The following is a 25,403-nucleotide window of genomic DNA, read 5'->3' on the forward strand; positions in this document are numbered from 1 at the left end:
ATTTTAGTAATATCTCTATTTATTGATCAGCACTTCTGTCGTATTTCCAGCTGACAGGGCAACTTTGTAAGCGCCGCGTTCTTCTGTCGTATTATCTTTAATTGAGTATGTTCCAGCACCTGGTATTTTTGCAGGTTGGGATAAACGAATCACTGCCTCAGGGGTATAGGCGCCCGATTTGCTCAGTTTCAATGTTACCGATCCTGTAGTCGTGTCATAGGCTGCTTCCTCAATTGATCCCGCATCCAGACTAATCCAAAGTCCTGCAGGGGCAATATACACCGCAGATTTTGCTGCGGTCGTTAATTTTATCACCACCTTTTTTTCCGATTTGCTGGTATTTCCTCCAAATGCTATCCATCCGAAATCTTTGTGATGAAGCAGGTATGATGATGTATTTACGGCATAACCGAAAAATCCTGAACCATAGTCACCAGTAATCCCATCGTTCTTCAATGTTGATGGGAAGGCATGGAAGGCGGCCGGTGCAAAACCATCTTCAGTGATGTTGGAAATCGCGCCCAGCAGACCACCATATCCTGCACGTAGGAGGTAAAAATCATCCGGATTTTTCCGGTAATCCATGAGTACCGGAATGGCATTTAATGCCGACCCATAATGGTGGATCATCCTTTCTATGCGGGAGAGTTTTCCGCCATACAGAAAATCCCAGTAGCGGCGTGCATTCCCATTGTATGCCCAGTGCGGTACTACTGGCATGTAAGCTAAAATAGCATTTAAGGTTACGTCTGCTTTTTCCTGGTAGCCAAAATAATCAGACCAAACATATACTTCTTCCTGACCTGTAGAATCCCATGGCATTTCACTGCCGAAAGGATACTCCAGTGAACGCCAGTGGTCGGCACGTTTCTTCATTTCTGTTTCCAGCTTGTTGGCTTCAGTGATCAGCCCTTCGTCTTTCAGGTCTTTTAAGATCAGGTAAAATATGGTTCCTTCCATCTGCCCGAACTGTGCATAATAGGGAGCCATAGTGACCATGGCCATACCTGTTTCAGCGGCATCAAGCAGGTGCTGTTTCCAGGTAGCTGCGTCCACTAAACCTTTATAGTTACGTGCAAGTCTGTACATGACCCAGTGTGCGGCAGCAACATGGGGATAGTTATAAGAGCGGCCAATGTTATCGGCTTCTTTTTTCGGCCAGGCCGACCATACTTTAAAATCGATGTCTTTGGCGTATGTTCCCGCAGGTACAGAGTCTGGTTCATAATAAAATAAACTCTTTACCACACCATATTTCTTAGGTCCATCCTTGAATTGTATCCTGTTAAACATTACGCTGTCGATAAATTTCTTCAATTTATCCACTTCAGTTTTTTCAGGATGTACCAACTGTTTCATGATGGCACCGAGCCAGGAACCGGCGCCACCCTCGTCACTTAATCCGGCTATCCAGGCCCTTTTATCCTGAACCACCTGTTGCTTCGTCTCATTATCGTAAGTGATGGATGAAGGACTGCGTTTAAAGATCGCGTCCGGCTGATCGAACCATTGTTTGGTCGTCAGGAAGTTCCCATAACTGGCAATCACATCAGACTCTGCGTTAATGACTTTATAATTTATGGTTTGTTCCAGTCCATCGGCATAGGTAATCGATAACCTTGCCCTGCCCCAGGTGTTCCCTTTTACGGAATAACTCTTCCATCCATTTTTTGTGCTGCCTGTGGCGCTAACCGTTAACGCATTTTCAGGTTCAACTTTGATGCGCTGTATCTTTTTGCTGTAATTGATGAACAGTTTTGCATCAACATCTTTCGGAAGTACATATCCAGGCACTGATACGGCTACAGGACGTTTGTTTTCAATAAGTTTATCTTCAATATTTTTAGGTGTTCCTGAGAGGATAAATTTCACAGCATAGCTGCGTACTGCTCCGGGCTTTAAAATTTCAGCTGTCGGCGTGTTCCATTGTTCAACATTTTTCCATTCCTTTTCGGCATAGGCCTTACTGTGGACCATCCATTCATAGAAGCCTTCGAAAGTGATGCTGCGTGGAGTAGGATCGTCATTGAGGGGATTGTAAGCTTCGAATGGAGTGCGGCCAACAGGGGTCACAATAAGTGATGGGGCATGACCACTTAAGCGGGTTACCTGTAAATATCCGGCATCGTTACCTATGTAAGGATCGTAGAATACATTTTTTGCATGTGTTTGCTCAAGCGACCTGCCCTGCATGATGTTATCGAAAATCATGGGAATCCCCAATGCACCGATCTCCTGTGGCTGGCTACTTGTATTTTTCAGTTCAAAGCGCAATACCAGGCTGCCATTTTGCATTTCCCAGAAACGTTTAATTTCCAGTGGAATATCTGCCGGTAAGGTTGCTGCTAAATTGGCTGCGGCCAGTACAGTTCCACTGGCAGGAATTGCTTTCACAGGATTGCGTTTAGCCGCAGTATTATATGATTTCCATTCCGCACCGGCACCAGACCTGATACGGAGTGTGATGTCTCCAAGGTGATAGAGTCCATCAGAGCTGCGTAACTTCAGGCTGTCGCTGGGAACAAAATCAAAGTCTTTTACTGATTTAGGCTGCAGGCCAGCCACTGTCTGGGATGATTTAACCAATTTAAGGTTAAAAGCACCGGCATCATAAGTTGTAAATCCATTCTCGAGTCCTAATGTAGACTTCTGTTTGGCCAGCCTCTGCCATGGATTTTGTGCATACAGGCTATTCCCGTTTAAAATGAGAAGAGCGGAGTACAACAGCATTTTTAAAGCCGGTGATGCCCGGAAGATTTTGCGGAACTTTTGTTTGATAACCATAACGTGAAAATGAAATTAATGAATAAGCGCTGTAAATTCACATTGCTCATCTGGTGTCGTGTGTATTTCAAAAGTATGTTTTAAAAATTAAAGCCCGCATGGTTCCTTGAAACAAGACAAAATTCGTAAAGTATTGGTGTATTTATAATAACTTCGGTTCAGCAGGCAGCAATTATACAATTTTTAAAAATTGCTATGTTGCTATTGAAAATTAACTATTCCTTTCCTGATCCGGCGGTCAATCAGTTAATATCGGGTCTGTTTTTATCAATATCGTTTAAGAACATCGGCTCTGTATTCACTAGGTTTGATTTTCTTATTATCCCTAAACCACAAACCATGCGCTTGAACCATTATCTGGCATTTCTGTTTTTTATTTTTATCAGCCCTGGAGCCCATTCGCAGGTGCTCAATAAGCAATCCACGCTGAATAAATTTAGCTTCTGGGAAAATAAAGACTGGAGCTGGTATAAAGAAAATATTCCATTTTTAGAGACGCCTGACAGGGATATCGATATGACCTACTATTACCGCTGGGACATGATGACCTTACACCTGGTGTATGGTTCTACCACATCCGGATATACCGTTACGGAATTTATTGACAGGCCATGGTGGGCGGGCAGGTATGGCGCGATCAGCTGCTCGGTGAGTCAGCATATGTATGATATGCGCTGGATGCGCGACCAGTCGTATGTGAAAGATTATGCCCGCTACTGGTTCAACACGCCCGGAGCACAACCACGGAGTTACTCCACCTGGCTGGCAGATGCGATCTGGCAGCTGTATAAAGTAAACTATGACAGGAAACTTGTCCTTGGCTTAAAAGATGATTTGGTAGCCAATTTTGCGGGATGGGAAAAAGAACACTGGATAGAGAAGGAAGGGCTTTTTGCCTGGTCGGGCATGCATGATGGGATGGAAACAAACATCAATAGCCGCCAGACGCCACAATGGTTTGAAGGTGCTTCAGGGTACCGCCCTACGCTAAACAGCTATATGTGGGCAGATGCAAAAGCGATAAGCAGTATTGCCGCCCTGGCTGGAGATAAAAATACAGATGAAGTTTTTACTAAAAAGGCAGAACTCATCAGGACCAACTACCTCAAAAAAGGCTGGAATGAGAAAAAGAACTTCTTCATGCATAAATACGAGAAAGATGAAGAAGGAGGGATTAAGGCCAATACATTTACCTATGAAACGGGTAAATATGCAGGAAATATTCATGGAAGGGAAGAAATAGGTTTTGTGCCCTGGTATTTCAACATGCCCCTGAATAATGAAGGTTATGAAAAAGCATGGCAATACCTGATGGATCCGCATTATTTCTTTAGTCCTTACGGACCTACTACGGTTGAGAAGAATGATCCTTTATACATGGTCGCTAAAAACTGTTGTGCCTGGAGTGGAAATGCCTGGCCTTTTGCTACTGCACAAACGCTTAAAGCAATGGCAAATGTGGTGAGAAATTATAACCAGAATTTTGTCAACAAAGAAGATTACCATAAACAATTGCAGATTTATGCGAGGACCCACCGTAAGGACAACAAACCTTATATCGCTGAGGCGAATGAACCTGAAACAGGCTCCTGGTCGGGGCACGACATCATTGGCCACAGTGAACATTATAACCACTCCTCTTATATCGATCAGATTGTAACCGGACTGATGGGGCTGGAGCCAAAGGATGCAGATTCACTGGAAGTCAATCCGCTGATCCCTGATGAATGGGCGTATGCCTGCCTTGACGATGTCATTTATCACGGAAACAAGGTGACCATTATCTGGGATAAGACCGGAACAAAATATAAAAAGGGAAAAGGCTTGCTGGTATTGGTCAATGGAGAAGTTAGGGCTTCCTCCCCGGTTATCAAAAAATTGGTCATACCGGTAAATGCAAAAGCAATAGCAGAAAAACCTGTACTGGTAAATTATGCGGTGAACAATGAACAGGGTGTTTACTATCCAAGAGCTAAGGCCTCCTTCCCCGGGTCTGCCGGTGATGTGGAAGCAAAGCTGAATGACGGACAATACTGGTATGTCAAATCAACCACCAACCGCTGGTCATCTTTATATGCAAAAGGAAATAAATCATGGGCAGAGATCGATTTCGGTGGCGACCGTCCGTTTAAAAGTGTAAAAATCTATTTTACGGATGACAAGGAGGACAAAATCAAAGCGCCCCTGCAATATACCCTCGAATATTGGAACGGAAAGACATGGGCTGTTATTCCTGGTCAGCAGCGTCAGTACAAACAAGCGATAAGCCGTAAGGCGAATGAAATCAGCTTTCCCTTGCTGAGCGCTTCAAAAATAAGGGTCGTTATGACAGCCTCAGCGGCATCGGCAGTAAGTATTTCCGAGATTGAGGCATGGGGGCCATTAAAAGAGGGATTAACTACGCTTCCGGCTCCGGCGAATACCAATATGGCGTATAAGGACGTGGCCACATTCAGTGCTTCCTATTATTCTAAATTCGATGAACCGGGTGCCATCAATAATGGATTTACTGATCCGAATGCAAGGTGGACAGCTTATCTTTCTCCTGAGCCTACAGACTGGGTGCAGTTCGATTTAAATAAGGTGAAAACAGTGAAAGAAGTGCGCATGTATGTGTTTGATGACCATGGTGGTACGCAGGCTCCATTGGCATATACTGTGGAATACTGGGACGGAAAGAATTGGGCAAAAACAGTGCAAACGGTGAAAATACCGGTTAAACCCGTTGCGCACTTAAACCTGTGTTTGTTTACACCAATAAAAACCGATAAGATCAGGATCACAGTTACCCATAAGGATCCTGCGAAGAAAGTCTTCAGCGGATTTTATGAAGTAGAACTATACTAGAGAAAAAAGGCTGGTCAAGTTCAAAAGAACTTGCTGAAACAGCCATTTATTTGCTAAAACGTTTCCATGTGGTAGATTACAGGGGGACAGAAAAAAATACTAAACTTTAATACCCTTAAATAAGACATACCGTATGCAGTTAAACACCAGATTTCTAAGTTTCCTGATTTGTTTGCTCTTCAGCACACCAGTCTTCGCACAACCAAAAGCTTATAATGCTTTAGGTGCGGGAAATCCTGTTCTTCCCGGTTACTTTGCCGACCCAACGGTAAAGAAATTTGGAGATACTTATTATATCTATGCCACAACAGATGGGAATGGTGGTGGTTTCGGCCCTTCACAGGTATGGAGATCCAAAGACTTCGTGAATTGGAGCCTGCAGGATATGAACTGGCCAACTACACATCATTACTGGGCACCCGATGTGACACAGGCAAAGGATGGGAAATATTACATGTACTACTGCCAGCCCGTAGAGATCTTCGGTGCCTGGGCATCCTCCCCGGTTGGGCCCTGGACACCATTGCTACCTGATCGTGAACCAGTGGTACGTAATTTTTTGGTGCCGAATGTCATTACGCTTGACGGACAGACTTTCAGGGATGACGACGGACAAATGTATATGTTCTGGGGTACCTGGGGTATTTATCCGAACCATGGCTGCGGTGTTGGTCTGTTAAACCCGGATATGAAGTCGTTTGCCAAACTTGCACAAATTCCAAATACGGTGGCGAAGGACTTCTTTGAAGCACCTTTTATGTTCAAGAGAAATGGGATTTATTACCTGACGTATTCTTCGGGAAGATGTGAAGATGATACCTACAGGGTACAGTATGCTACCAGTAAAACGGGACCAATGGGGCCGTTTGTCTATGGAAAAAATAACCCGATATTGGTGACCAATGCCGATGGAACCGTACATGGGCCGGGACATCAGTCGGTATTACAGGAGGGCAATGATTTTTACCTCATCTACCACCGCCATAACAATCCACATTCGGGTGGTGGTTATCACAGGCAGGTGGCTGCAGACAAATTGGTCTTCGATGCAGAGGGAAATATTGAGAAACTGGTTCCTACACATACAGGTGTGGGATACCTGGCAAAGAATGCCAATCCGTCCCTTAACCTCGCCTTAGGAAAAAAAGTAACGGCATCCTCTTCTTACAGTGAGGATTTCAAACCTGAATATGCGGTTGACGATAATAACGGAACCTTATGGAAGCCAAAGAATAACACCAGTGAATCCTGGTTAACAGTAGATCTGGGAGCGGTGAAAAATGTAAAAAGTGTGCTTACCCAGTTTGAGTTTGCCACCTGGTATTATCAATATCTTATAGAGTCATCTACCGATGGACAACAATGGACTACCTATGCGGATCAGACTAAAAATACTGTGCATGGTAGTCCTATGATCAATACGGGGAATGTTAAAGCCCGTTTCATCAGGTTAACTATTACCAATACAGAATATCCTGGTTTGAACAAAGCGGTATGGAATATGAAAGTCTATGCAGATGATAAATACAATCCTGCAATGGGTGTTGCTGCCAAAGATCCTGCAACTATTCCCAACATTAAACCACAGGGCCTGCTGGTAGATCTGGATGCCGGAAAATTTGAACAAGGCGAGGCGGTGTCAGCCTGGCAGAATACAGGGAAAATGGGTGGTTCATTCGTTACTTCATCTGCTGCGGTTCCTTCCGCTGAAATTATAGGCGGTAAAAAAGCAGTTGTTTTTGCTGGCAACTCCTTCTATACCGCCAGTTTTAAGGCACCATTGTCATTGAGTGGCAACAGCAGTTTCTCTGTATCGATGTGGGTAAACAACCCGGTTATTGCAGATGAAGAGCCAATCTTATCATGGACAGCACGTGGAGGTGTAGATATGACGAATGCGACAGTGGGTTATGGAAGCAATAAAAGATGGGGTGCCGCAGCACATTGGGGTTGGGCAGATATGCCTTATACGAAATTGCCTGAAGCAGGGAAATGGCACCATATTGCTTTGGTATTTGACGGTACCAATGAAAGGCTTTACATTGATGGGATCCTCGACAGGATTGAACTAAAAATGCTGTACCTGGCTAATCTCCGCAATTTTGTTCTGGGTACTACGGCAGATGAAAACGCTTTCTTCTCCGGGGCACTGGCATCTTTAAAAGTATATGATACGGCATTAACAGAAGCCGAAGTGATTAAGATGGCTGCAGATGAGCCAAATTCCGATGTAGCCATCTATCTTGACGCAGCGAAGTTACCTTATGGGGACTTGAAAGACTGGAAAAATGAGGGGTATATGGAAGGTAATTTTATTGCAGGATCCGGAGATCCGGTGGTAAAAGATATTTCAGGTAAAATAGCCGTTAGCTTTAAGAACGAACAAACCCTGGCGTTTAGTAAAGAAGCACCGGATTTTATAAAAGAGGGAAAACCCAATACTGTTGTGATGCAGGTAATGGGAAAAGCGTATGGTGCAGGATGGCACCATGTGGTAAACGTAACAGATGGTCAGCAGCAGCAAACTTATGTGGATGGTCAGTTGAAAAAAGTAACCGATGCAACCGCAACATCCATGACTTTGGGAGCAGAAAAAGCTGAAGGGGCTCTTGAAGCTGTTGCCTCGTTTATGTTATATAACCATGGTCTTACTGCTGAAGAAGTCGCAGGATTGTATTCTCAATGGAAAAAGAACAGTATGACAGCAGTAGTGAAAGCATCATTTTTGGAACAGCCAAAAGCACTAAGTACCGATATGGTGAGCATGTCGGCCAATAAAGCCGTGCTTCCCGGTAGTGCTTTCCAATATGAATTTACCGAAACTACGGGCAAAGCCGGGGCTAAAAGCAGTGGATGGCAAAATAACGGCGATTATATCAATTATGGACTGAAAGCCAATCAGCAATATGGTTACAGTGTAAAGATCAGGGATAACTACGGAAATGTAACCTCTGCTGCACCTGTTGTTAAGGTAAAAACCAGCAGCAACCTGTTTACTGAATTTAATGATACGTTTAGTGTACCGAAGAATTATCTGGATGGAACAACCAAGCCATTTTGGGATGGTTTTACAGGAAAAGCAGATACGCTGCAAAGTGCGGATGGGACATTGACACTGGTTTCAACCAATACCAAATGGGATGGAGGAACACCTGCAGGGCCTTTCCTGTACAAAGAAGTTACCGGTGATTTTATTGTTCAGGTAAAGGTTACTGATGTAAGTGGCCTGAAAGAAAAAAAGGCGAACGGTGCAAATGATGCAGGGTTAATGGTTCGTGCATCAGACGGTTCTTTCAAACTCCTGCAGAATAGTATTTTCCCCGGCTGGGGAGTTGGGAATATGGTGACCAACCTGGACAGAAATGGAAGGGCACAAACCAATAATTCTTCTGCCTGGGATTTTTACAGGTATCTGCAAATACAGCGCTCAGGTGATACTTTTTACTTACGGGGGAGCAGTGACGGATTGAATTGGAAAGATCTGCCTGGAAGTCCACTGAAAAGAGCGGATATCGGAAATGCGGTGCAGGTTGGCTTGTTTCATGCCACCTATGGAGAACAGCGTGGATATGGTCAATTTGATGATTTTAAGATCATTCAGCCAAAAGCTAAACAATAAAATTTATCCAATAAAAATGGGGAATTCAATTTCTCAGGAGGTATGATCGTGATTTCAATTTTGAGTGATTTAAACTTGATGAATGCACAACAGAAAATTAATGCAATAAGCTTATGTTAAAAGGGAAATCAATACTGTTTACACTTTTGATGGCTACAACCTGTTCATTGTCGCTGCAGGCAAAAGTCGGGTTGGGAGTTAAAGATACGTTGGTGGCACAAAGAGTGGGTGCCTTATCCTCAATGGGAATAGGACAATCTTTAACATTCAAGGTGACGATGAAGGATCCGGCCTCTCATTATTACCATGTAGAACTTCACTGCGAGGGTTTTGTGAAAGACAAACTCAATTTTAAACTGCCTGCCTGGACTCCGGGGTATTACTGGATTATCGATTTTGCTAAAAACGTAGTCAGGTTTAAAGCGGAAACTGCTGCAGGAAAAAAACTGGAATGGGATAAAGTAGATAAAAACAACTGGGAAGTCCGTTCTGAAGGTGCAGAAAAGGTAGTCATTTCCTATGATGTATTTGCTAACACACATTCTGTAGCCGATCCTTTTATCGATTCCACACATGCCTATATCTCAACGGCAGGATTATTCATGCATGTAGATGGAGAATTGAAACAACCAGTACAGGTACAATTTGAACCGTATCACAAGTGGAAAACCATTTCTACGGGCCTGGATCCTGTTCAGGGACAAGTCAATACCTATCGTGCACCCGATTTTGATGCATTGTATGATAGCCCTGTTTACATCGGCAACCAGAAGACAATGTCTTTTGAGGTAAAGGGAATTAAACATACCATTGCGATGGAAAATCCTGATTCCTTTGATACGTTAAAGTTTGCTGCGGATTTAAAAAAGATTGTCCTTGCGGGAACTGACCTGATGGCTGATATTCCTTATCAGCATTATACTTTTATCATCATGGGGCCGGGGAATGGCGGACTGGAGCACCGTAATTCTACGGCGGTATTTTCTTCTGCAGGATATATGATGGATACTAAAGCCTCCTATAATGGCTGGTTATCCTTCCTTGCCCATGAGTATTTTCATTTATACAACATCAAGGCCATCCGTCCCATAGCATTGGGGCCATTCAACTATGATAAAGAAAACCTGACGCATATGTTATGGGTCTCTGAAGGTTTCACGGTATACTATGAATACATTCTTCTTAACCGTGCAGGATTATTCAATAAGGAGGAATTTTTGAACGCCATGACCTCATCCATCACCAAATATGAAAATATTGCCGGCCATGAGCTGCAGTCTGCTACTGCCTCTAGTTATGACACCTGGATTCAGTTTTTTAATAAAAATGAGAATGCAGCGAATACCACGATTTCTTACTATGATAAGGGCTGTGCGATGGGCTTTCTCCTCGATCTTAAAATCAGGCAGCAGACAAAAAACAGGAAATCGCTCGATGATGTGATGAGGACTTTATACAAAGAATTCTACCAGGAAAAGAAAAGGGGATTTACCGATGCAGAGTTTAAGGAGGTTTGTGAGCGGATAGCGGGAACATCGCTGGAGGAGATTTTTAATTATGCGTCGACAGTACAGGATATAGATTATCAGAAATACCTGGCGTATGCAGGGTTGAAAGCAGATTTGAGTCCTTTGCCTGTTCAGGAGAAAGCAGGTGAAGGGAATGCCCTTATAAAGGACAAGATTATAAAACGCAGTTTCAAGTTGCTTCCGGTTGAGAAACCTACAGCAATGCAACAGAATATTTTAAAGGGTATAATCAGATAGAAGTTTTAAATAGATAGGCGAGGAGTCATGAGATGGATGGGAATAATGAGGCATAATCGTCAGATAAAGGAATTATCTTAAGGTGGATGCTGATAGGTAATAATAGGTAGTTAATAGTAATAAGAGGCCGTATCAAAATTTCAAAAGATACGGTCTCTTTGTGTTTTAATGGGTCAGTTGGCTGAACTCATGTATTTATTTCATATCCATATGGTCATAAAAGCGCCATTTCGTATTAAAATCTTTTTGTAAAGGCTGATTAGTCAATACTGCTCTTATCATTTCCACAGGCATGGCATTCAGTCCCATTACTGCATCATGATATTGTTTGTAGGACATCTTTCCACGCTCTACCAGTTCGTTTTTCAGTGCATAAAATTGCCTTCCTCCTGTTAAATAAGCCACCTGATAAAGTGGGGAATAACGTCCTTCAAATGAACGCCGTACTTCTCCTGCAGCATTCGCCCTTTCATGCCCTACACGGTCAACAAGGAAGTCTATACACTGCTGCGGTGTCCATTTACCCGTATGGTAATTCAGGGAGAAAATGATTCTGGCACAGCGGTGCATGTGCCAGAACAACATTCCTATTCTATCTTCAGGTCCCTGTGGAAACTTCATATCCCAAAGCAGCAGTTCCCAGTACAAGGCCCATCCTTCAGTCCAGAATGGAGTGCCAAAGTTTCTATAGCTGCGGTTGCGTGCATTCATAAATCCCTGTAAATTATGGCCAGCTATCAATTCATGGTGTACAGTCGCCCTGGAGAAATGTGGGTTGTTCCCACGCATACTCATCAGCTTGTCATGCTCGTCCATTGTGTTGGTAGGATAGGAGATGGTAATTTCGGTACCTCCCGTAAAAAATGGATTCACCAATTGTCTTTCCGGGCTCATCATGCCCATCCCCCAGGTCTCTTCTGCCAATGGCGGAATGGTAATCAGATCGTTCTTTTTCAGGAAATCAATCGACTCGGTATACAATTTCAGAATAGCCTCAGGCTGTTTTCCGGCAGGGACGTAAGTTTGTTTTACTTTTTCAAGTGCCGCTTTCCAGTCATTCCCAAAACCCATCTCTTTTGATGCTTTCAACATCTCTGCGTCACACCAGGCAAATTCTTTATTCGCAATGGCAATGAGTTCTTCAGGAGTATAGGGAATCATTTCATACTTAAGCTGGCGCATCAGTTCAGCTTGCCCGATCGGCTGTCCAATAATCCCACTTTTGTCTGCTGCTGCAAAACTATTGGTTTTACTTTTAAATTGTACCGCATAGGCCGTTAGTGCTTCGTCCAGCTTTTGGTAGGACTTTGGCACCCACCATGTAAACATTGGATCGTATCCATTGTAAAATTGAAATACACTTGTCAGCGATTTTTTAAGGTTATCAATTACTTGTCCGGCTTCATAAACAGACTCGATATTTAATCCCTTCTCATCAGCCAGTTTCGTTTGTAATTCCTTAATCTGTATGGACATGGTGTTCCAGTCACCCGCTACCTTTTCTGCTGCAGGCTGAATCCCGCGCCTCCTCGTTTTTTCCAGTGCATAAATCTGATCGGCAAATGGGAACCACTTTTTAATTTTCTCATACTCAGCTGCTTCATCTGCCGCAAGTTTTAACTTCTCATTCAGGTCGCGCTTAAATAACAGGTAATCGACCTTACATTCCTGCGATAGTGCATCAAAGCTGATTTCGCTCAGCTTTTTCAGGTAATCAGTATACAAGGTGTTTAGTCGTGTTCTTTTTTCAGGTGATCCGCCGGCATCGGAACCGCCACCATAACCGCCCCTGAAGTTATTTTCAGAAGCAGGAGTGTAGAATCTGGTAAGTGACCTGGAATCGGCATTGAATCTGGTGATCAGATCGGGCATTTCCTGGCAAGGTACGTATGCTCCTGTAGCTTGTGTCATTGTCCCGGATTGTGTTGTTGTTTTAGATTGGGCGAAGCTTGATATTGATAAAGCGACACTGGAACAACTTAGCATTAATGTGTATTTGATTAAATTTTTCCTCATAATCATACGAATTGGATATCTGATAAAATCTCAATAAATAAGCTATATTTCAATGAATCAATAGACGAATCCATTGGATGCGTTGTTTAATTTGCATTCAGACTATGCTGAACTCAGGTTACTCCGCATTCTGGTCACTTTGCATTCAACAGCAATACCACCAGAACCTGACTTTAGGCGTGGAGGTAACTTTTCTCTCTGATCCTTGGCGAAACAAAGAGATATACTACAATCACAGCAGTCATTAGCGCGATAAAAAACCAATAATAGCTGGCACCGTTAAGTGATGAAAAGAAACCCTGGTTGGAAATACTCCGGTTAATGAAGGCGGTGATGATATTTCCTACGGCAATGGTAAGCAACCATATCGCACCCATGGTACTTTTCATCGAAGCTGGAGCTTGTGTATAAGCATATTCCAGACAGGTAACGGAAACCATTACTTCTGCAGCGGCGAGGAATACATAAGCCAGTACCTGCCACCATATTGTAGGATGAGCGCCCTTATCGATACCCGTTTGTACCAGCGCAATGATAATGAATGAAAAAACAATCAATACCAGTCCGCCACCAATTCTGCGCAGCGGTGTAGTTTTAATACCTATTCTTTCAAAAAAGGGATAGATCCAATAATTGAATACGGGGATAAAAAGCAATAAAAAGAAAGGGTTCACGGTCTGGATTTGTTGCGGGAGGAGTTCATAACCTAAAATGTGGAGATCCATTTTTCCGGCCTGCAATACCCATTCTGAAAGATTCTGGTCCCACATGGCCCAAAAAACAGGAATGAAGCAGAACACACCTATTACGCGGTATGCAGCTTTGATATCTTCTACTTTTTCAGGATTAAATTTCCTTTTGGCGACATCAAGCAATGCCTCTCCTTTTTCCCTTTTATGGAAGTTGAAAAGCGCGTAAAAAGAGATAAATACAAAATTATCTCTTTTTACCCCTGTCGGCGGAACACGCACATAACTTTTACGCCCCATGTAAAAGATGAGGGTGGCTACGGCCATGAGTACACCAGGAATTCCAAAGGCCCATTGCGCCCCGTAGTATTCATATACTATAGGAATAAGAAGGGTCGATAGTGCGGAACCTGCGTTGATGCTAAAGTAAAACCAGCTGTATACCCTGGACAACAAATGTTTGTTTTCCGCATTAAACTGATCGCCAACATTGGCCGATACACATGATTTTATGCCTCCGGCACCAACCGCGATCAGGATCAGTCCGAGGCGGAACATATCAAGATCTGTATCAAACATGGACAGCAGTAAGTGTCCCACACAATACAGTATAGAAATCCAGAGGATCACCCTGTACTTGCCAAAAAACCAATCGGCCATAATCGCTCCCAGAAAGGGCACAGTATAGGCGAGGGAAACAAAAAAATGGGTGGCTTCATTTGCTTTAGCTTCGGCTACACCTTGTAAAGCAGGGTTTAAAGAAGGGTTAAAGAATTGCAGCACAAGAAATGTGGTCAGAATCGAGCGCATGCCATAGAAGCTAAATCGTTCTGCAGCTTCATTAGCGATAATGTAGGGTAAACTTTTAGGATAGGTCATACCGTAAATTTGCCTTTAAAATCTATAAAATGGTGCACCATTTTTAGTTCAAATAAGCTGTATTTTAACTAAATACCAGATAAGTACCGCTCGAATAATACAATAAGATTAAAAAATTATAGAGTTGAGTGGCGTATCAGACCAATCAATTTATGAGGTAGATAGCTGGAAAAAAGTATCCGCAGGAAATATTGGAGCCCCTTAACTGTGAGGAGGATAGATTTTATTTTTACGATCAAAATGGCCTCAGGATAGCTGAAAATCAAGTATTTCTTTTGTATGATGTTAACATGTCAGTTTTTAATTGACATAAATTAACGGGAATGTATTTGATCTTAACCTATATACAGTTGGATAGTATGCATTTACAGTTCAAAATAGCCTTGTTGGTTCGGTAATACTTATGTTTAATTCTGATATAGGTGAAATAGTATAATTTTATTTGGTTTAATAAATTGCTAGTAACAATAAATTATCAAAAAACAGTTGATAAAGGGTAAAATATGAATAATTGGTGGGACAGATGGCACATATATTTAAAATAACCTAAACACCAATTAACCACTCGTTTTATGAAACAAAATTCTACCAAATCCATTCTGAAAACTGTATTCGGAATAATCTTCTATTTATTAATTCCCTGGGATGCCCTTGCCCAGACGAAAGTCACCGGTACTGTAGTAGACAAACTAAATAACCCATTACCAGGTATTTCGGTCTATGAAAAAGGGACAAAAAATGGCGTAACAACTAATAGCGATGGACAGTATAGTATTACTTTAAGTAAGGTAGGTGCTACATTAACCTTTCGTATGGTAGGTTATGTGATGAAGGAAGTCCCCTCCAATGGAAAAAATGTAGTTAATATTACATTATTGGAAGATAACCAGACCCTAAATGAAGTTGTACTTGTCGGTTATCAGAGTATCAGCAGAAAGAAGGCAACCGGAGCGATTGCCACTGTTAAAGGGAAAGCGATTGAAAACACTCCTTATGCATCATTTGACCAGATGTTGCAGGGTAGGGTTGCGGGTTTAACCTCTTTGGGAACCTCAGGGGAACCGGGTGCCAAAAGTGTAGTCAACATACGTGGTAGTAACAGTATCAGTCAGGGCGGGAACAGCTATCCTTTATATGTAATAGATGGGGTAATCTTTGACGTGAATGATATGCCAAATTCCTATGGCAGTAATCCCCTGTCAGCAATCAATCCGAATGATATTGAATCTATTGATGTTCTGAAAGATGCTTCTGCTTCAGCTATTTACGGATCAAGAGGAGCAAACGGGGTAATCATGGTGAAAACCAAACGGGGACAGCCGGGAATGCCGCCACAGTTCAACGTTAACTTTTACCAGGGGATTTCTGATTCTCCAACCTTGAGGAACATCATGACAGGAACAAAAGAACGACAACTGAAAATGGCACTTTTATATGCCTCTAAGAATAAGCAGATCAATGATCTCAGCATGTTTTTAACAGATAGTCTAAATACTGCTTTCAATAACAATACCGATTGGCAGGACTTATTTGTCCGTAGCGCCAGGATTACAAATGCAGATATCAGCATGACTGGTTCTGAAGGGAAAAGTCAGTATCGTTTTTCTACAGGTTTCTACAATGAACAAGGTGTCATGCGTGGATTCTCACTGAGGAGAATTTCCCCAAAGCTTTATTTGTCATTAAATCCGGGAAGGAAAATTAATGTAACTTTTGATATCAGCCCTTCCTTTATTAAACAGAGACATGGGGTCGGTAATGGGAGCTCATTCCCTTTCGGTACCCAGAATTTTCCTTCTTCTTTCTGGAAGGTTTCAGAAGCCCAGAAAAATACTTATCAGGGTAATACAGACAATCTTGATGAAGACCAGACTGTTACTCTGTTGTCGAATGTTAAAGTTACGGATACGATTGCCAAGAATCTGACCATAACAAGTTCATTTTCGTCAACCTATAACCATAACCGCAGGGACTGGCTGATCAGTAAATTAGTCTCAAACGGTCAGGGTGATCGTGCGTACAATTCTGATGTGCTCACCAATGTATGGGAAATTGAGAACTACATTAACTGGAACAAAAACTTTGGTGAACATGCTGTAAGTGTAGTAGCCGGACAGGAAGCACAGGAACAGAGTAATAAAAATACTTATGCGTACGGTCTGAATGTTTCCAGTAATACGATCTCAGGGATAGCTCCCGGGAATAACTTGTACGCCTCCACTTATATGGAGACCCGAAAAAGACTGGGTTGGTTCGGCAGATTGAGTTACGATTACAAAGGCAGATATTTATTCTCGGCAAGTTATCGCCGCGATGCATCGTCAAGATATAATGCAAACCAGCGATGGGCGAATTTTTATTCTGTATCTGGTGGTTGGGTGATATCTGATGAACCCTTCTTTGAAAAGATTAAAAACACGGTCAATTTATTTAAATTTCGTGGAAGTTATGGGGTAACTGGAAATGATCCGGCAAGTTATTATGGACAATACCAAACGTATAGTACTGATGGAACCTATTATAACTCCTCATTTGGAGTGGATAATGCCGCTACAGCTACGACCTATAATGGGGTAACCGTTAACATCCCAAGTTACAACAGTTTCGCAGCATCAAAAAATGTGACCTGGGAGACTTACCCTCAGATCAATATTGGTGCTGATATTGGGTTATTCAAGGACAGAATAAACCTGGCATTCGACTGGTATTCGCGTGATGCGAATGATATGTATTATCAGAACGCACTTGCGCCGGTGACTTCCGGTTACCAATTTTACAGTGGAAACCTTGTTAGTCTCAGAAATACAGGTTTGGAATTTACACTAAACACAAACAACCTTTCCCCATCATCCAAATTCCAATGGCAAACAACTTTTGTATTGGGACTGAATGATAATTACATCACCAAGCTGCCAAACGGTGGAAGGGATTTAATCGTAGGAGCACCTTGGGCACAACAAACACTCACCGTAGGGCAGCCTGTCTTTACTTACAAAGTTTACAAAGTTGACGGTGTTTATCAAACTGATGCGGAGGTGCCAACAGATCCGCTTACCGGAAGAAAGCTTACTTTTAATGGTACTCCATTAAAAGCCGGCGACCAGATTGTTATAGATCAAAATGGAGATTATAATATTGATCTGAATGATAAGATCTCTTATGGGGATCCCAATTCACGTATCACTGGTGGATTGACCAACTCGTTTACCTATAAGGGATTTTCAGTGACTGTCCTGTGTACTTTTGTTAAAGGAAGGAATGTCTGGAATGGTTATACCGCTGACAGGCTACTTGCCGGAGAAGGTAATCCAGCTATCGGCTGGGGTTCCATTGCAGGTCCTGCTGCCCTCGGAAATGTGGGTTACTGGGAGAAGGAAGGAATGGATGCTGTTTTTGGCACATTAACAAATTCAAATAATGGAGAACGTTTTGGACTGCAGAATTCAACCTTTGTGGAAAATGGTAGCTTTTTTAAAGTGAAAAACATTTCACTGGGTTATTCTTTTGCTCAAAAGATCATTCAGCGCCTCAATGTTAAAGCACTTCGAGTATATGGTATGATTGATAATGTGTACATGTATACCAAATCTACTCTGCCTGATCCTGAATTTGTCGATTTCACCGGTTTTTCCGATGGTACCGGATTCCCGCCAGCCAAGAAATTCACACTGGGATTAAATGTTACTTTTTAGAATCTTATTGAACATGAAAATGAAAAGAATAATAAAAGATATTCAGGTTAAGAGGTTGTTGTACGCCTTTTTAATTGGCAGTACACTGATCTCTGTGAGTTCCTGCAAAAAGTTTTTGGAGGAGAAGCCTGTGAGTAATCCTTCTGATGCAAGTTACTGGCTTACAGAAGATCAGGGTAATTCGGCTATTGCCGGAGGTTATGCCTTGTTGCGTAAAGCTTTGAATGATGGTTTAACACACTATGCACATGGTGACTTACCTACTGATGAATTTAATTCAGATCGTACAATCGGAGGAGAGGACTGGCAGCAAATACAAAATATGGAATGGTATTTATCTGTGCCATCTGCTTCTACTTACCGCCCCATGGCAAAAAACAGGAGGTTTGATAATTTCTATAGCGCAATTAACTGGGCCAACCGTTGTATTGCAGGAATCCCAACTATTCCATCCTCGGGTTATACTTCAGAATATATGACAAAGCAGAAGCAGTTCCTGGGTGAAGCTTATTTTATCAGGGCATTTTCTTATTTCTACATGGGACGTATCTGGGGGGCAGTGCCAATCGTGAACGATGAGGCTTCCAATGGAGAAGTAGATTTAGGCAGTTATGCAAGATCTCCGGAATCAGAAGTTTTCGCTAAAGCAATTGCTGACGCAAAAACTGCCCAGTCGTATTTATCCTGGACTTACAGTGCCAGTACAGACCGTGCAGTGCGTGCGAACAGGGGTGCTGTTTTGGCATTACTTGCACATATTTATGCATGGCAGGGCAATTATCCATTGTGTGAATCTTCAGCTGATTCGGTATTAAGTAATGGAATGTATACGTATGTAAACAGATCATCCTATCTTGATATTTTTAAAGGACAAAGTACTGAAGGTATCTTCGAAATTGCACAAAATAATGCAGGTGAAGCTTCAAACACGATCCCTTCAATAGCAGGTTTTCTATTGAAAGCGCCATATCTGACTACCAATACAGGAAATACATCCTGGCCGATGGACTCTCTTACCCTGAAAAGAAACTTCTTTACAGATAGTACTGATTTAAGAAGAAGGGTGGGTTTTGGTCTGTTTAATACCGCAGACCCGGTTTGCCTCAAATATTCAAATATTACTTATACGACCCCTACATCTCCCTTGAGTCTGAATAATATTATCGTATTCAGACTGGCGGATATTCAGTTATTGAAATCTGAAGCTCAGGCAGCTCAGGGTAACAACTCTGGAGCCCGTGTGGGTTTAAATCTGGTTAGAGAGAAAGCTGGTCTGGGAGCTTCATCTGCTACAGATGCGAATCTGTTCGCAGCGGTTATTGAAGAACGAGGTCGTGAACTGTTTATGGAAGGTCACAGGTTTTATGACCTGGTGCGACTGGCGAAAGTTAAAGGCATATACAAATTTGGGAATGGAGATTCTAATAAAATCACAATTGCTGAATTCGCTGCGGGTAAATATTACTGGCCTATTGACCCGGTATTGGTACAGGCAAATTCGATGTTCACGCAGACTTCCTTTTGGGCTCCAAGGATGCGATAATGCAATAAGATGAACCTGTCCTTAGTATACAGCCCTTACAAACAGCGAGGACCCTGGCTTGCGAGTTCTTGAATTCAAATAAAGAACAATAAGAGCTAATGAAAAATGTTTATGATAGCCTCATAACCGATAAAACAGAAGGAATTAAAGTTCTAAACTCCTATAGAAATGAAAAAATATATAAAAAATATAAAAGGATTAAGTTTGATATTATTTGCCTGCGTCCTTTTAATGACTTCTTGTGAAAAGAAGGATTACCTTGATGAGGGGGGATTAAGTGTGGCAGAAACACCTCTCAATACCTATGATTACCTGGCGGCTCACCCGGTCAAGTTGTTTGATACCCTATTGCTCGTAGTAGACCATTACGCGTTAAAAGAGGAAATCAATAACTCCGGAACTTTTTTTGCTCCTACTGATTATTCTATTAAATTATACCTCACCTATAAACAGGACATTTTGAGGCGATTGCCTGACAATCAGGATGCTGTTTATGGCCTTGCAGAGATGTTCAGTGAATTGCCTGCTGATTCGGTCAGGCAATACCTTTTCAATGAAAAGATCACGATGAACAGTTTAACCACAACACCAACGGTATACACTTCAAAAGGGGAAACTGAAGCCCTTTTGAGTAAGACCCTGCAGACGGATCCGCAGTACTACCAGTGGTCATCTGAACCTGTTTACTTCATGTATTATGGAAAGATGTATGGTCAGACACTCACGAGTGTACAATGTCAGACGACAGGAATTCTTACCCAATCGGGAAATGGGACCGTCTTGCATGTCTTGCGAAATACGCACCGGTTTGTGAATTTTAGTTTGTAATCATCAGCTTAATATAAAGAATATGAAAAGATTTTTATCGAATAAAGTCCTGTTGATTATTATTGGGATTTTAATATTAAATAGTTGTAAAAAGCCGGTTGAAGGATTTCTAAGTGAAAACGTCTTTTATCAGATCAGCCCATTTGTGGCAGAACAGGGCATCACGGCCTATTCAGCCGCATTACAGGTAGACGGTTCCACAGCTCCTATTTCTGTAAGTCTAATTGGGGCCAGAAATGCTGAAACCGGAGAGGATGTACTGGATTCCCTGATTAAACCAAGATCAATCCCGATCTTTACCGGAACCATTTTGCCTACCGACACCTTGCTGGCAGATTTAACCAAAAATATCAGTACTGACCTTAAGCCAGCATTGAACATTAACAAAATTGGTGGCAGAATCGAGTTGTCAGCAGCTACCAAATATTTACCATCAGGAGCGTATGATATAGATATTCAGGTGACCAACAGTTCCGGAACAAAGATATTTAAGAATGCCTGTCAGATCATTTTTAATGCAGCAGAAAACCCTTATGCAAATGTGTATAAAAGACTGCGTGTATATACAAGGGCTGATCCTGCTGTTGTAGAAGGAGAGCCGACATCGGAAATGGGAATAGACGTAAGATACACCGCTTCTGCTACCACACAGGTGATTTTAAAATTTGTAGACAAAAATGGAGTTGCTTTTAATCCGCTTACGGGAGACATTAAAAGGTGGTCTTCCACTTTTCCAACCTTAAAAGAATGGAATCCCTATTATCCTGAGGAGGTTACCAGTACAGGGTATACCTACACCCTTCCAAACATTGGTATCCAGTTTCCTTATGTTTCGGTGGTATACCTTCCCGGCGGAGGAACCTGGACTGATACAGGTGGTGCAAATACCTACATCCGTCTCGACGAAAACTCTAATGTTGAAGGGAAGAGAGCACAGATTACCAGTTCCTGGCAGTTCAAGGCATCCGGGACCTATGAAATTACCTATCGCTTAAATGGATTCACCAAAAAGTAAGATGACCAACTTAATAAATACTTAATACTCATTACTAAAACGCTCAATAATGACAAACGTATGTAAAAGATCTCTGATAGGTCTTATCATGTGCTTATGCACGGTTGCAGGCTTTGGCCAGTCGAAGCTGACAGGCACTGTTTTGGGACAACCAGGTGATGGACAATGGGGGCAAAACAAGGCCTTTGATGGTGATTTAACTAATTATTTTGATGTAGCTGGAGATATCGGAGACAACCATGGCTGGGTAGGTCTGGCGCTTCCATCAGCTACTGTAATCGCCAAAGTGAGATTTTATCCACGTGTAGATGGCGAAAATACCTATCCCCTGGAAAAAAATGATGGGGGTATGTTTCAAGGATCACATACAGCAGATTTCGCTGTTCCGGTAACTCTCGCAACGATTAGCATGTCGCAGATGGCTATAGCGAGCTGGACGGATATACCGGTGACCAATACCGAAAGTTTCGAATATGTGCGTTACCTTGCACCAGATCTCTCAGGGAATACTGGAGGCATGACATCTTCAAACTGCACTGTCGGAGAAATCGAGTTTTATGCTGCAGTAGCGCCTCCGGAGAACATTGCACTCAAAGCTACAGTCAGCACTTCATTTGTTTCTGAATGGGAGAGCCTTGATGCCGTAAAAGACGGAATAGAGCCGGCGAACTCGATGGATAGACCTAATGGCGCATATGGAAACTGGAATTCTGCCAATACCATGCGCTGGGTGCAATATGAATGGAGCACACCTGCCACCCTATCGGGAACAGATGTGTACTGGTGGACTGATGGGCAGGGAATCTTAATTCCTACGGAAGCATATGTGGAGTATTATAATGTTACAAATGATACTTGGGTAAAGGTTGGGGATATCGGAAAAACTGCAGACCAATATAACTATCTCGGGCTCGGTGGGATCACTACCACTAAGATTAGAATTCATATGATCAATGATGTGGAGTCAACCGGCATTATTGAATGGAAAGCTTATGGTGAAGTAGCCGATCCTATTCCTACAGGGAAAATAGTTTACATCCCTAATGAATGGAAAAGTGCAGCAGCGAATATTCCTTACGATCTGGCAACACGTTCTGCGCAATCAGATAACTTTATTGTCGTATGGGGACCTCTGGCTGGAACAGATCCAAAAAACAATACGAACCCGGAGCTGAAATTCGATCCGGTGGCAGTTCTGGACAGTATGGAGGTTTTGTACGACTTTTATGTAAAACAGTTGCATGAGGTAGAAGAAAAAGGCAACCTGGCGAAATATAAAATGATCGTTGTTGTAAACAATACCTGGCGCGAAGGTTTATACACGGGCTGGGCTTTTGGTGGAGGCTTCGATAATGTAATCGGAGCCATGTTCGTAGATCCAAGATCAATGAGCGAAAACAGCTGGGTCATATCACATGAAATTACGCACAGTTTCCAGTACATGATCCCTATATTATATCCTGGACATGGTTATACCGATGTGTCACACGCAGGGTTTTTCTGGGAAACACATGCCAACTTTATGGCTATACAAAAACATCCCTCATTTATTACTGCAACTGATTACCCGAGAGCGATGAATTTTACAAACTATTATATTGGTTCACCGCGTAAGCACTACGGCGACTGGTATATTCTGCAATATTTAAAAGATAAAGAGGGAATTGGGTTTATCAACCGGATCTGGCAGGAGTCAAATCAGCCACAGAAGGAACATCCTATGGAAGCTATTAGAAGGCTTCTGGGTAAAACACAACCTGAAATGAATGACATGATGTTGGAGTATGCCATGAAAAGGGTCAAAGGCGATTTCAGTAATAAAGCGTTGATTCAGCAGGCGGAGACGAGTATAGAGCGCCAGTATTTATGGAAGAAAACCACGGTACTTGATTCTTTGGGAGAAGGGCATTATGCAGTGCCGGATCGTCTGGCACCGCAGCAGTATGGCTTCAATATCATCAGGCTTTACGCACAGAGTGAAGACAATTGTCCTGATAAGTATGTATATCTGAATTTTAAAAGCCATGCCGGTGTAAATGGCATAGCAGGTTGGAGGTATGGTTTTGTCAGTGTAGATGCTGGTGGTACAACTACCTTCGGCAACGTATTACAGGGAGATGCAGAGACGGTGTATAAAGTTCCGGGAAACTCTGCTGAATTATATCTTGTTGTTCTTGGTGCACCTACGACTTATCAGGTGCATGATGGCCGCTTTGAGGTCGGCTTTCCTAAACTTCCCCGCTTCCCTTATGAGATCAACATTAAAGGAGCTATTCCTGAAGGGTATCAGCCTGACTTCAGACATGTGGCACTTCCGGCAGGAGCGAGACATGCAAATGGAGGTGGTTTTGTTGCCTCGACAGCGCATGTGGAGGCTTCAGCTTATGTGGGACCAAATGCTGTTGTCCTGGATAGGGCGCAGGTTTCAGGTGCAGCACGGATTGAAGGTAAGGCATGGGTGAGAGATGATGCCCGTGTGTCAGGAAATGCAGTTGTAGGCGATTTTGCTATTGTATCAGGTAATGCTGCCGTGAATACAAATGGTAAAGTTTTTGAGCAGGGACAGATTTACTCAGGTACGGTGATCACTGGTAATGCACAGGTGAAAGGAAATGCCGTGCTATTCAATAATAATCTGAGTGGGGCTGCCCAGGCCTATGGTAATGCCTTGTCAATGAGCGGAACTTTCAGCGGAACTTTTGAGATGGGGGGAGATGCAGAAATAGGAGAGACCTGTGCAGCAGGGAAGTATCTGCAGATGCCCTGGTTAACATCTGCTGCGACTGTAAGTGGAAGACCACCATGTGACGGTGTAATTGATCATGAGCTGAATGTCGATGTGAATCAGGCCTACACGGTTTTTACAGATGAACAGGTAGAGTTTGCCAAAAGTTATGCTTGTGGAGAGGAGGTCAGTAACTTACCCCGTCGTACCATTAATTTTCCTGCTCTAGAAAGAAAAAGATTGGGTGATGCTGCCGTTGACTTATCTGCTGTATCAAGTACCGGCGAAGAGATTCTTTATACCAGTTCTGATCCCCTTGTTGCCGAAGTGATTGCAGGCAAATTGATCATAAAAGGTGTAGGAACGACTACAATTTCAGCTACAGTGCCTTTAAATCAGGAATATGCAAATAAACCGACGGTTCAGCAGGTATTTGTAGTCGGTAAAACGCTGCAGACCATTACTGCAAAATCAATAAATGAACTCAATATAAGTGCGAAGAAAGCATCTCTTGAGGTTTCCAGTACTTCAGGTTTACCAGTTTCACTAAAAGTTGACAATGGATGGGTGGCCTGGTTAAGCGGTACGGATCTGATGCTTAAATCACCGGGTACGGTAACCGTTACGGCTGCTCAACCTGGAAATGAAATGTTTGAAGCCGCTGCTTCAGTAGTGATGACCATAAGGGTCAATAATGAAGGCGGAGATTTGGTGAAGGTGAATAAGGCCGTTTCTCCCAACAATGACGGGATTAATGATATTCTGAATGTTGAGGGGATTGAGAATTATGTTGAGAATACGGTATCAATTCTGTCCAGTAGTGGGAAGCAGGTCTTCAGGAAGAGCAATTATAATAATACTACGGTTTTATTTGACGGACGTGATAACAATGGCTTGAAACTTCCGGCAGGTACTTATTTCTACGTGATCCAGCTGAAGGAAAATGGCAAATGGAACGTGGTGAAAGGATACCTCACCTTAGGATATTAACCAAAGTAAA

11 protein-coding genes are annotated in these 25,403 nt (G+C 42.6%); 8 read left to right on the forward strand and 3 right to left on the reverse strand.

All coding sequences use genetic code 11. The features are described from left to right. Positions 1-15 precede the first annotated feature (15 nt). A complete protein-coding gene (locus ACSBL2_RS01950; RefSeq protein ID WP_442590001.1) occupies positions 16-2,784 on the reverse strand; it encodes a DUF5695 domain-containing protein in 2,769 nt (922 codons plus the stop codon). Positions 2,785-3,123: 339 nt separating this feature from the next. Here ACSBL2_RS01950 and ACSBL2_RS01955 point away from each other — a divergent pair, with 339 nt between their 5' ends. The 3 genes from ACSBL2_RS01955 to ACSBL2_RS01965 all read left to right on the forward strand — a co-directional run bounded on the left by ACSBL2_RS01955 (position 3,124) and on the right by ACSBL2_RS01965 (position 11,016). Next, complete coding sequence (locus tag ACSBL2_RS01955) at positions 3,124-5,631, forward strand: discoidin domain-containing protein (RefSeq protein ID WP_442590002.1); 2,508 nt, start codon at positions 3,124-3,126, stop codon at positions 5,629-5,631. Positions 5,632-5,764: 133 nt separating this feature from the next. Then, positions 5,765-9,250, forward strand: a complete 3,486-nt coding sequence (locus ACSBL2_RS01960; protein WP_442590003.1) for a family 43 glycosylhydrolase — start codon at positions 5,765-5,767, stop codon at positions 9,248-9,250. 149 nt (positions 9,251-9,399) lie between these two features. Then, positions 9,400-11,016, forward strand: a complete 1,617-nt coding sequence (locus ACSBL2_RS01965; RefSeq protein ID WP_442590004.1) for a M61 family metallopeptidase — start codon at positions 9,400-9,402, stop codon at positions 11,014-11,016. 195 nt (positions 11,017-11,211) lie between these two features. Here ACSBL2_RS01965 and ACSBL2_RS01970 read toward each other — a convergent pair whose 3' ends face one another. Both ACSBL2_RS01970 and ACSBL2_RS01975 read right to left on the reverse strand, forming a co-directional pair. Then, positions 11,212-12,927 (reverse strand): DUF885 family protein, encoded by a 1,716-nt coding sequence (locus ACSBL2_RS01970; RefSeq protein ID WP_442590005.1) that lies wholly within the window; start codon positions 12,925-12,927, stop codon positions 11,212-11,214. A gap of 278 nt (positions 12,928-13,205) precedes the next feature. Beyond that, on the reverse strand, positions 13,206-14,600 hold the full coding sequence (locus ACSBL2_RS01975) for a POT family MFS transporter (protein ID WP_442590006.1): 1,395 nt from the start codon (positions 14,598-14,600) through the stop codon (positions 13,206-13,208). Positions 14,601-15,172: 572 nt separating this feature from the next. Here ACSBL2_RS01975 and ACSBL2_RS01980 point away from each other — a divergent pair. From ACSBL2_RS01980 to ACSBL2_RS02000, 5 genes are all read left to right on the forward strand, one after another. Further along, positions 15,173-18,292, forward strand: a complete 3,120-nt coding sequence (locus tag ACSBL2_RS01980) for a SusC/RagA family TonB-linked outer membrane protein (RefSeq protein ID WP_442590007.1) — start codon at positions 15,173-15,175, stop codon at positions 18,290-18,292. Positions 18,293-18,311: 19 nt separating this feature from the next. After that, positions 18,312-19,835, forward strand: coding sequence for a RagB/SusD family nutrient uptake outer membrane protein (locus ACSBL2_RS01985; protein WP_442590008.1), 1,524 nt, complete (start codon positions 18,312-18,314; stop codon positions 19,833-19,835). Positions 19,836-20,003: 168 nt separating this feature from the next. Then, the gene (locus ACSBL2_RS01990; protein WP_442590009.1) at positions 20,004-20,663 is read left to right on the forward strand and encodes a hypothetical protein; all 660 of its coding nucleotides are present in this window, start codon (positions 20,004-20,006) and stop codon (positions 20,661-20,663) included. Positions 20,664-20,685: 22 nt separating this feature from the next. Further along, positions 20,686-21,678 carry a hypothetical protein gene (locus ACSBL2_RS01995; protein WP_442590010.1) on the forward strand — a complete coding sequence of 331 codons (993 nt, stop codon included), beginning with the start codon at positions 20,686-20,688 and terminating at the stop codon, positions 21,676-21,678. An 88-nt stretch (positions 21,679-21,766) separates the two neighbouring features. Next, a complete protein-coding gene (locus ACSBL2_RS02000; RefSeq protein ID WP_442590011.1) occupies positions 21,767-25,393 on the forward strand; it encodes a DUF6055 domain-containing protein in 3,627 nt (1,208 codons plus the stop codon). Positions 25,394-25,403: the final 10 nt, after the last annotated feature.

Origin of the sequence: Pedobacter sp. AW31-3R (genome assembly GCF_052180285.1) — a bacterium.
Taxonomy (GTDB): Bacteria; Bacteroidota; Bacteroidia; order Sphingobacteriales; family Sphingobacteriaceae; genus Pedobacter.

Excerpts from the sequence above, each read along its gene's own strand:
- ACSBL2_RS01950 (WP_442590001.1), bottom strand. The coding sequence starts at position 2,784 with ATGGTTATCAAACAAAAGTTCCGCAAAATCTTCCGGGCATCACCGGCT.
- ACSBL2_RS01955 (WP_442590002.1), top strand. The coding sequence starts at position 3,124 with ATGCGCTTGAACCATTATCTGGCATTTCTGTTTTTTATTTTTATCAGC.
- ACSBL2_RS01960 (WP_442590003.1), top strand. The coding sequence starts at position 5,765 with ATGCAGTTAAACACCAGATTTCTAAGTTTCCTGATTTGTTTGCTCTTC.
- ACSBL2_RS01965 (WP_442590004.1), top strand. The coding sequence starts at position 9,400 with ATGGCTACAACCTGTTCATTGTCGCTGCAGGCAAAAGTCGGGTTGGGA.
- ACSBL2_RS01970 (WP_442590005.1), bottom strand. The coding sequence starts at position 12,927 with ATGACACAAGCTACAGGAGCATACGTACCTTGCCAGGAAATGCCCGAT.
- ACSBL2_RS01975 (WP_442590006.1), bottom strand. The coding sequence starts at position 14,600 with ATGACCTATCCTAAAAGTTTACCCTACATTATCGCTAATGAAGCTGCA.
- ACSBL2_RS01980 (WP_442590007.1), top strand. The coding sequence starts at position 15,173 with ATGAAACAAAATTCTACCAAATCCATTCTGAAAACTGTATTCGGAATA.
- ACSBL2_RS01985 (WP_442590008.1), top strand. The coding sequence starts at position 18,312 with ATGAAAAGAATAATAAAAGATATTCAGGTTAAGAGGTTGTTGTACGCC.
- ACSBL2_RS01990 (WP_442590009.1), top strand. The coding sequence starts at position 20,004 with ATGAAAAAATATATAAAAAATATAAAAGGATTAAGTTTGATATTATTT.
- ACSBL2_RS01995 (WP_442590010.1), top strand. The coding sequence starts at position 20,686 with ATGAAAAGATTTTTATCGAATAAAGTCCTGTTGATTATTATTGGGATT.
- ACSBL2_RS02000 (WP_442590011.1), top strand. The coding sequence starts at position 21,767 with ATGTGCTTATGCACGGTTGCAGGCTTTGGCCAGTCGAAGCTGACAGGC.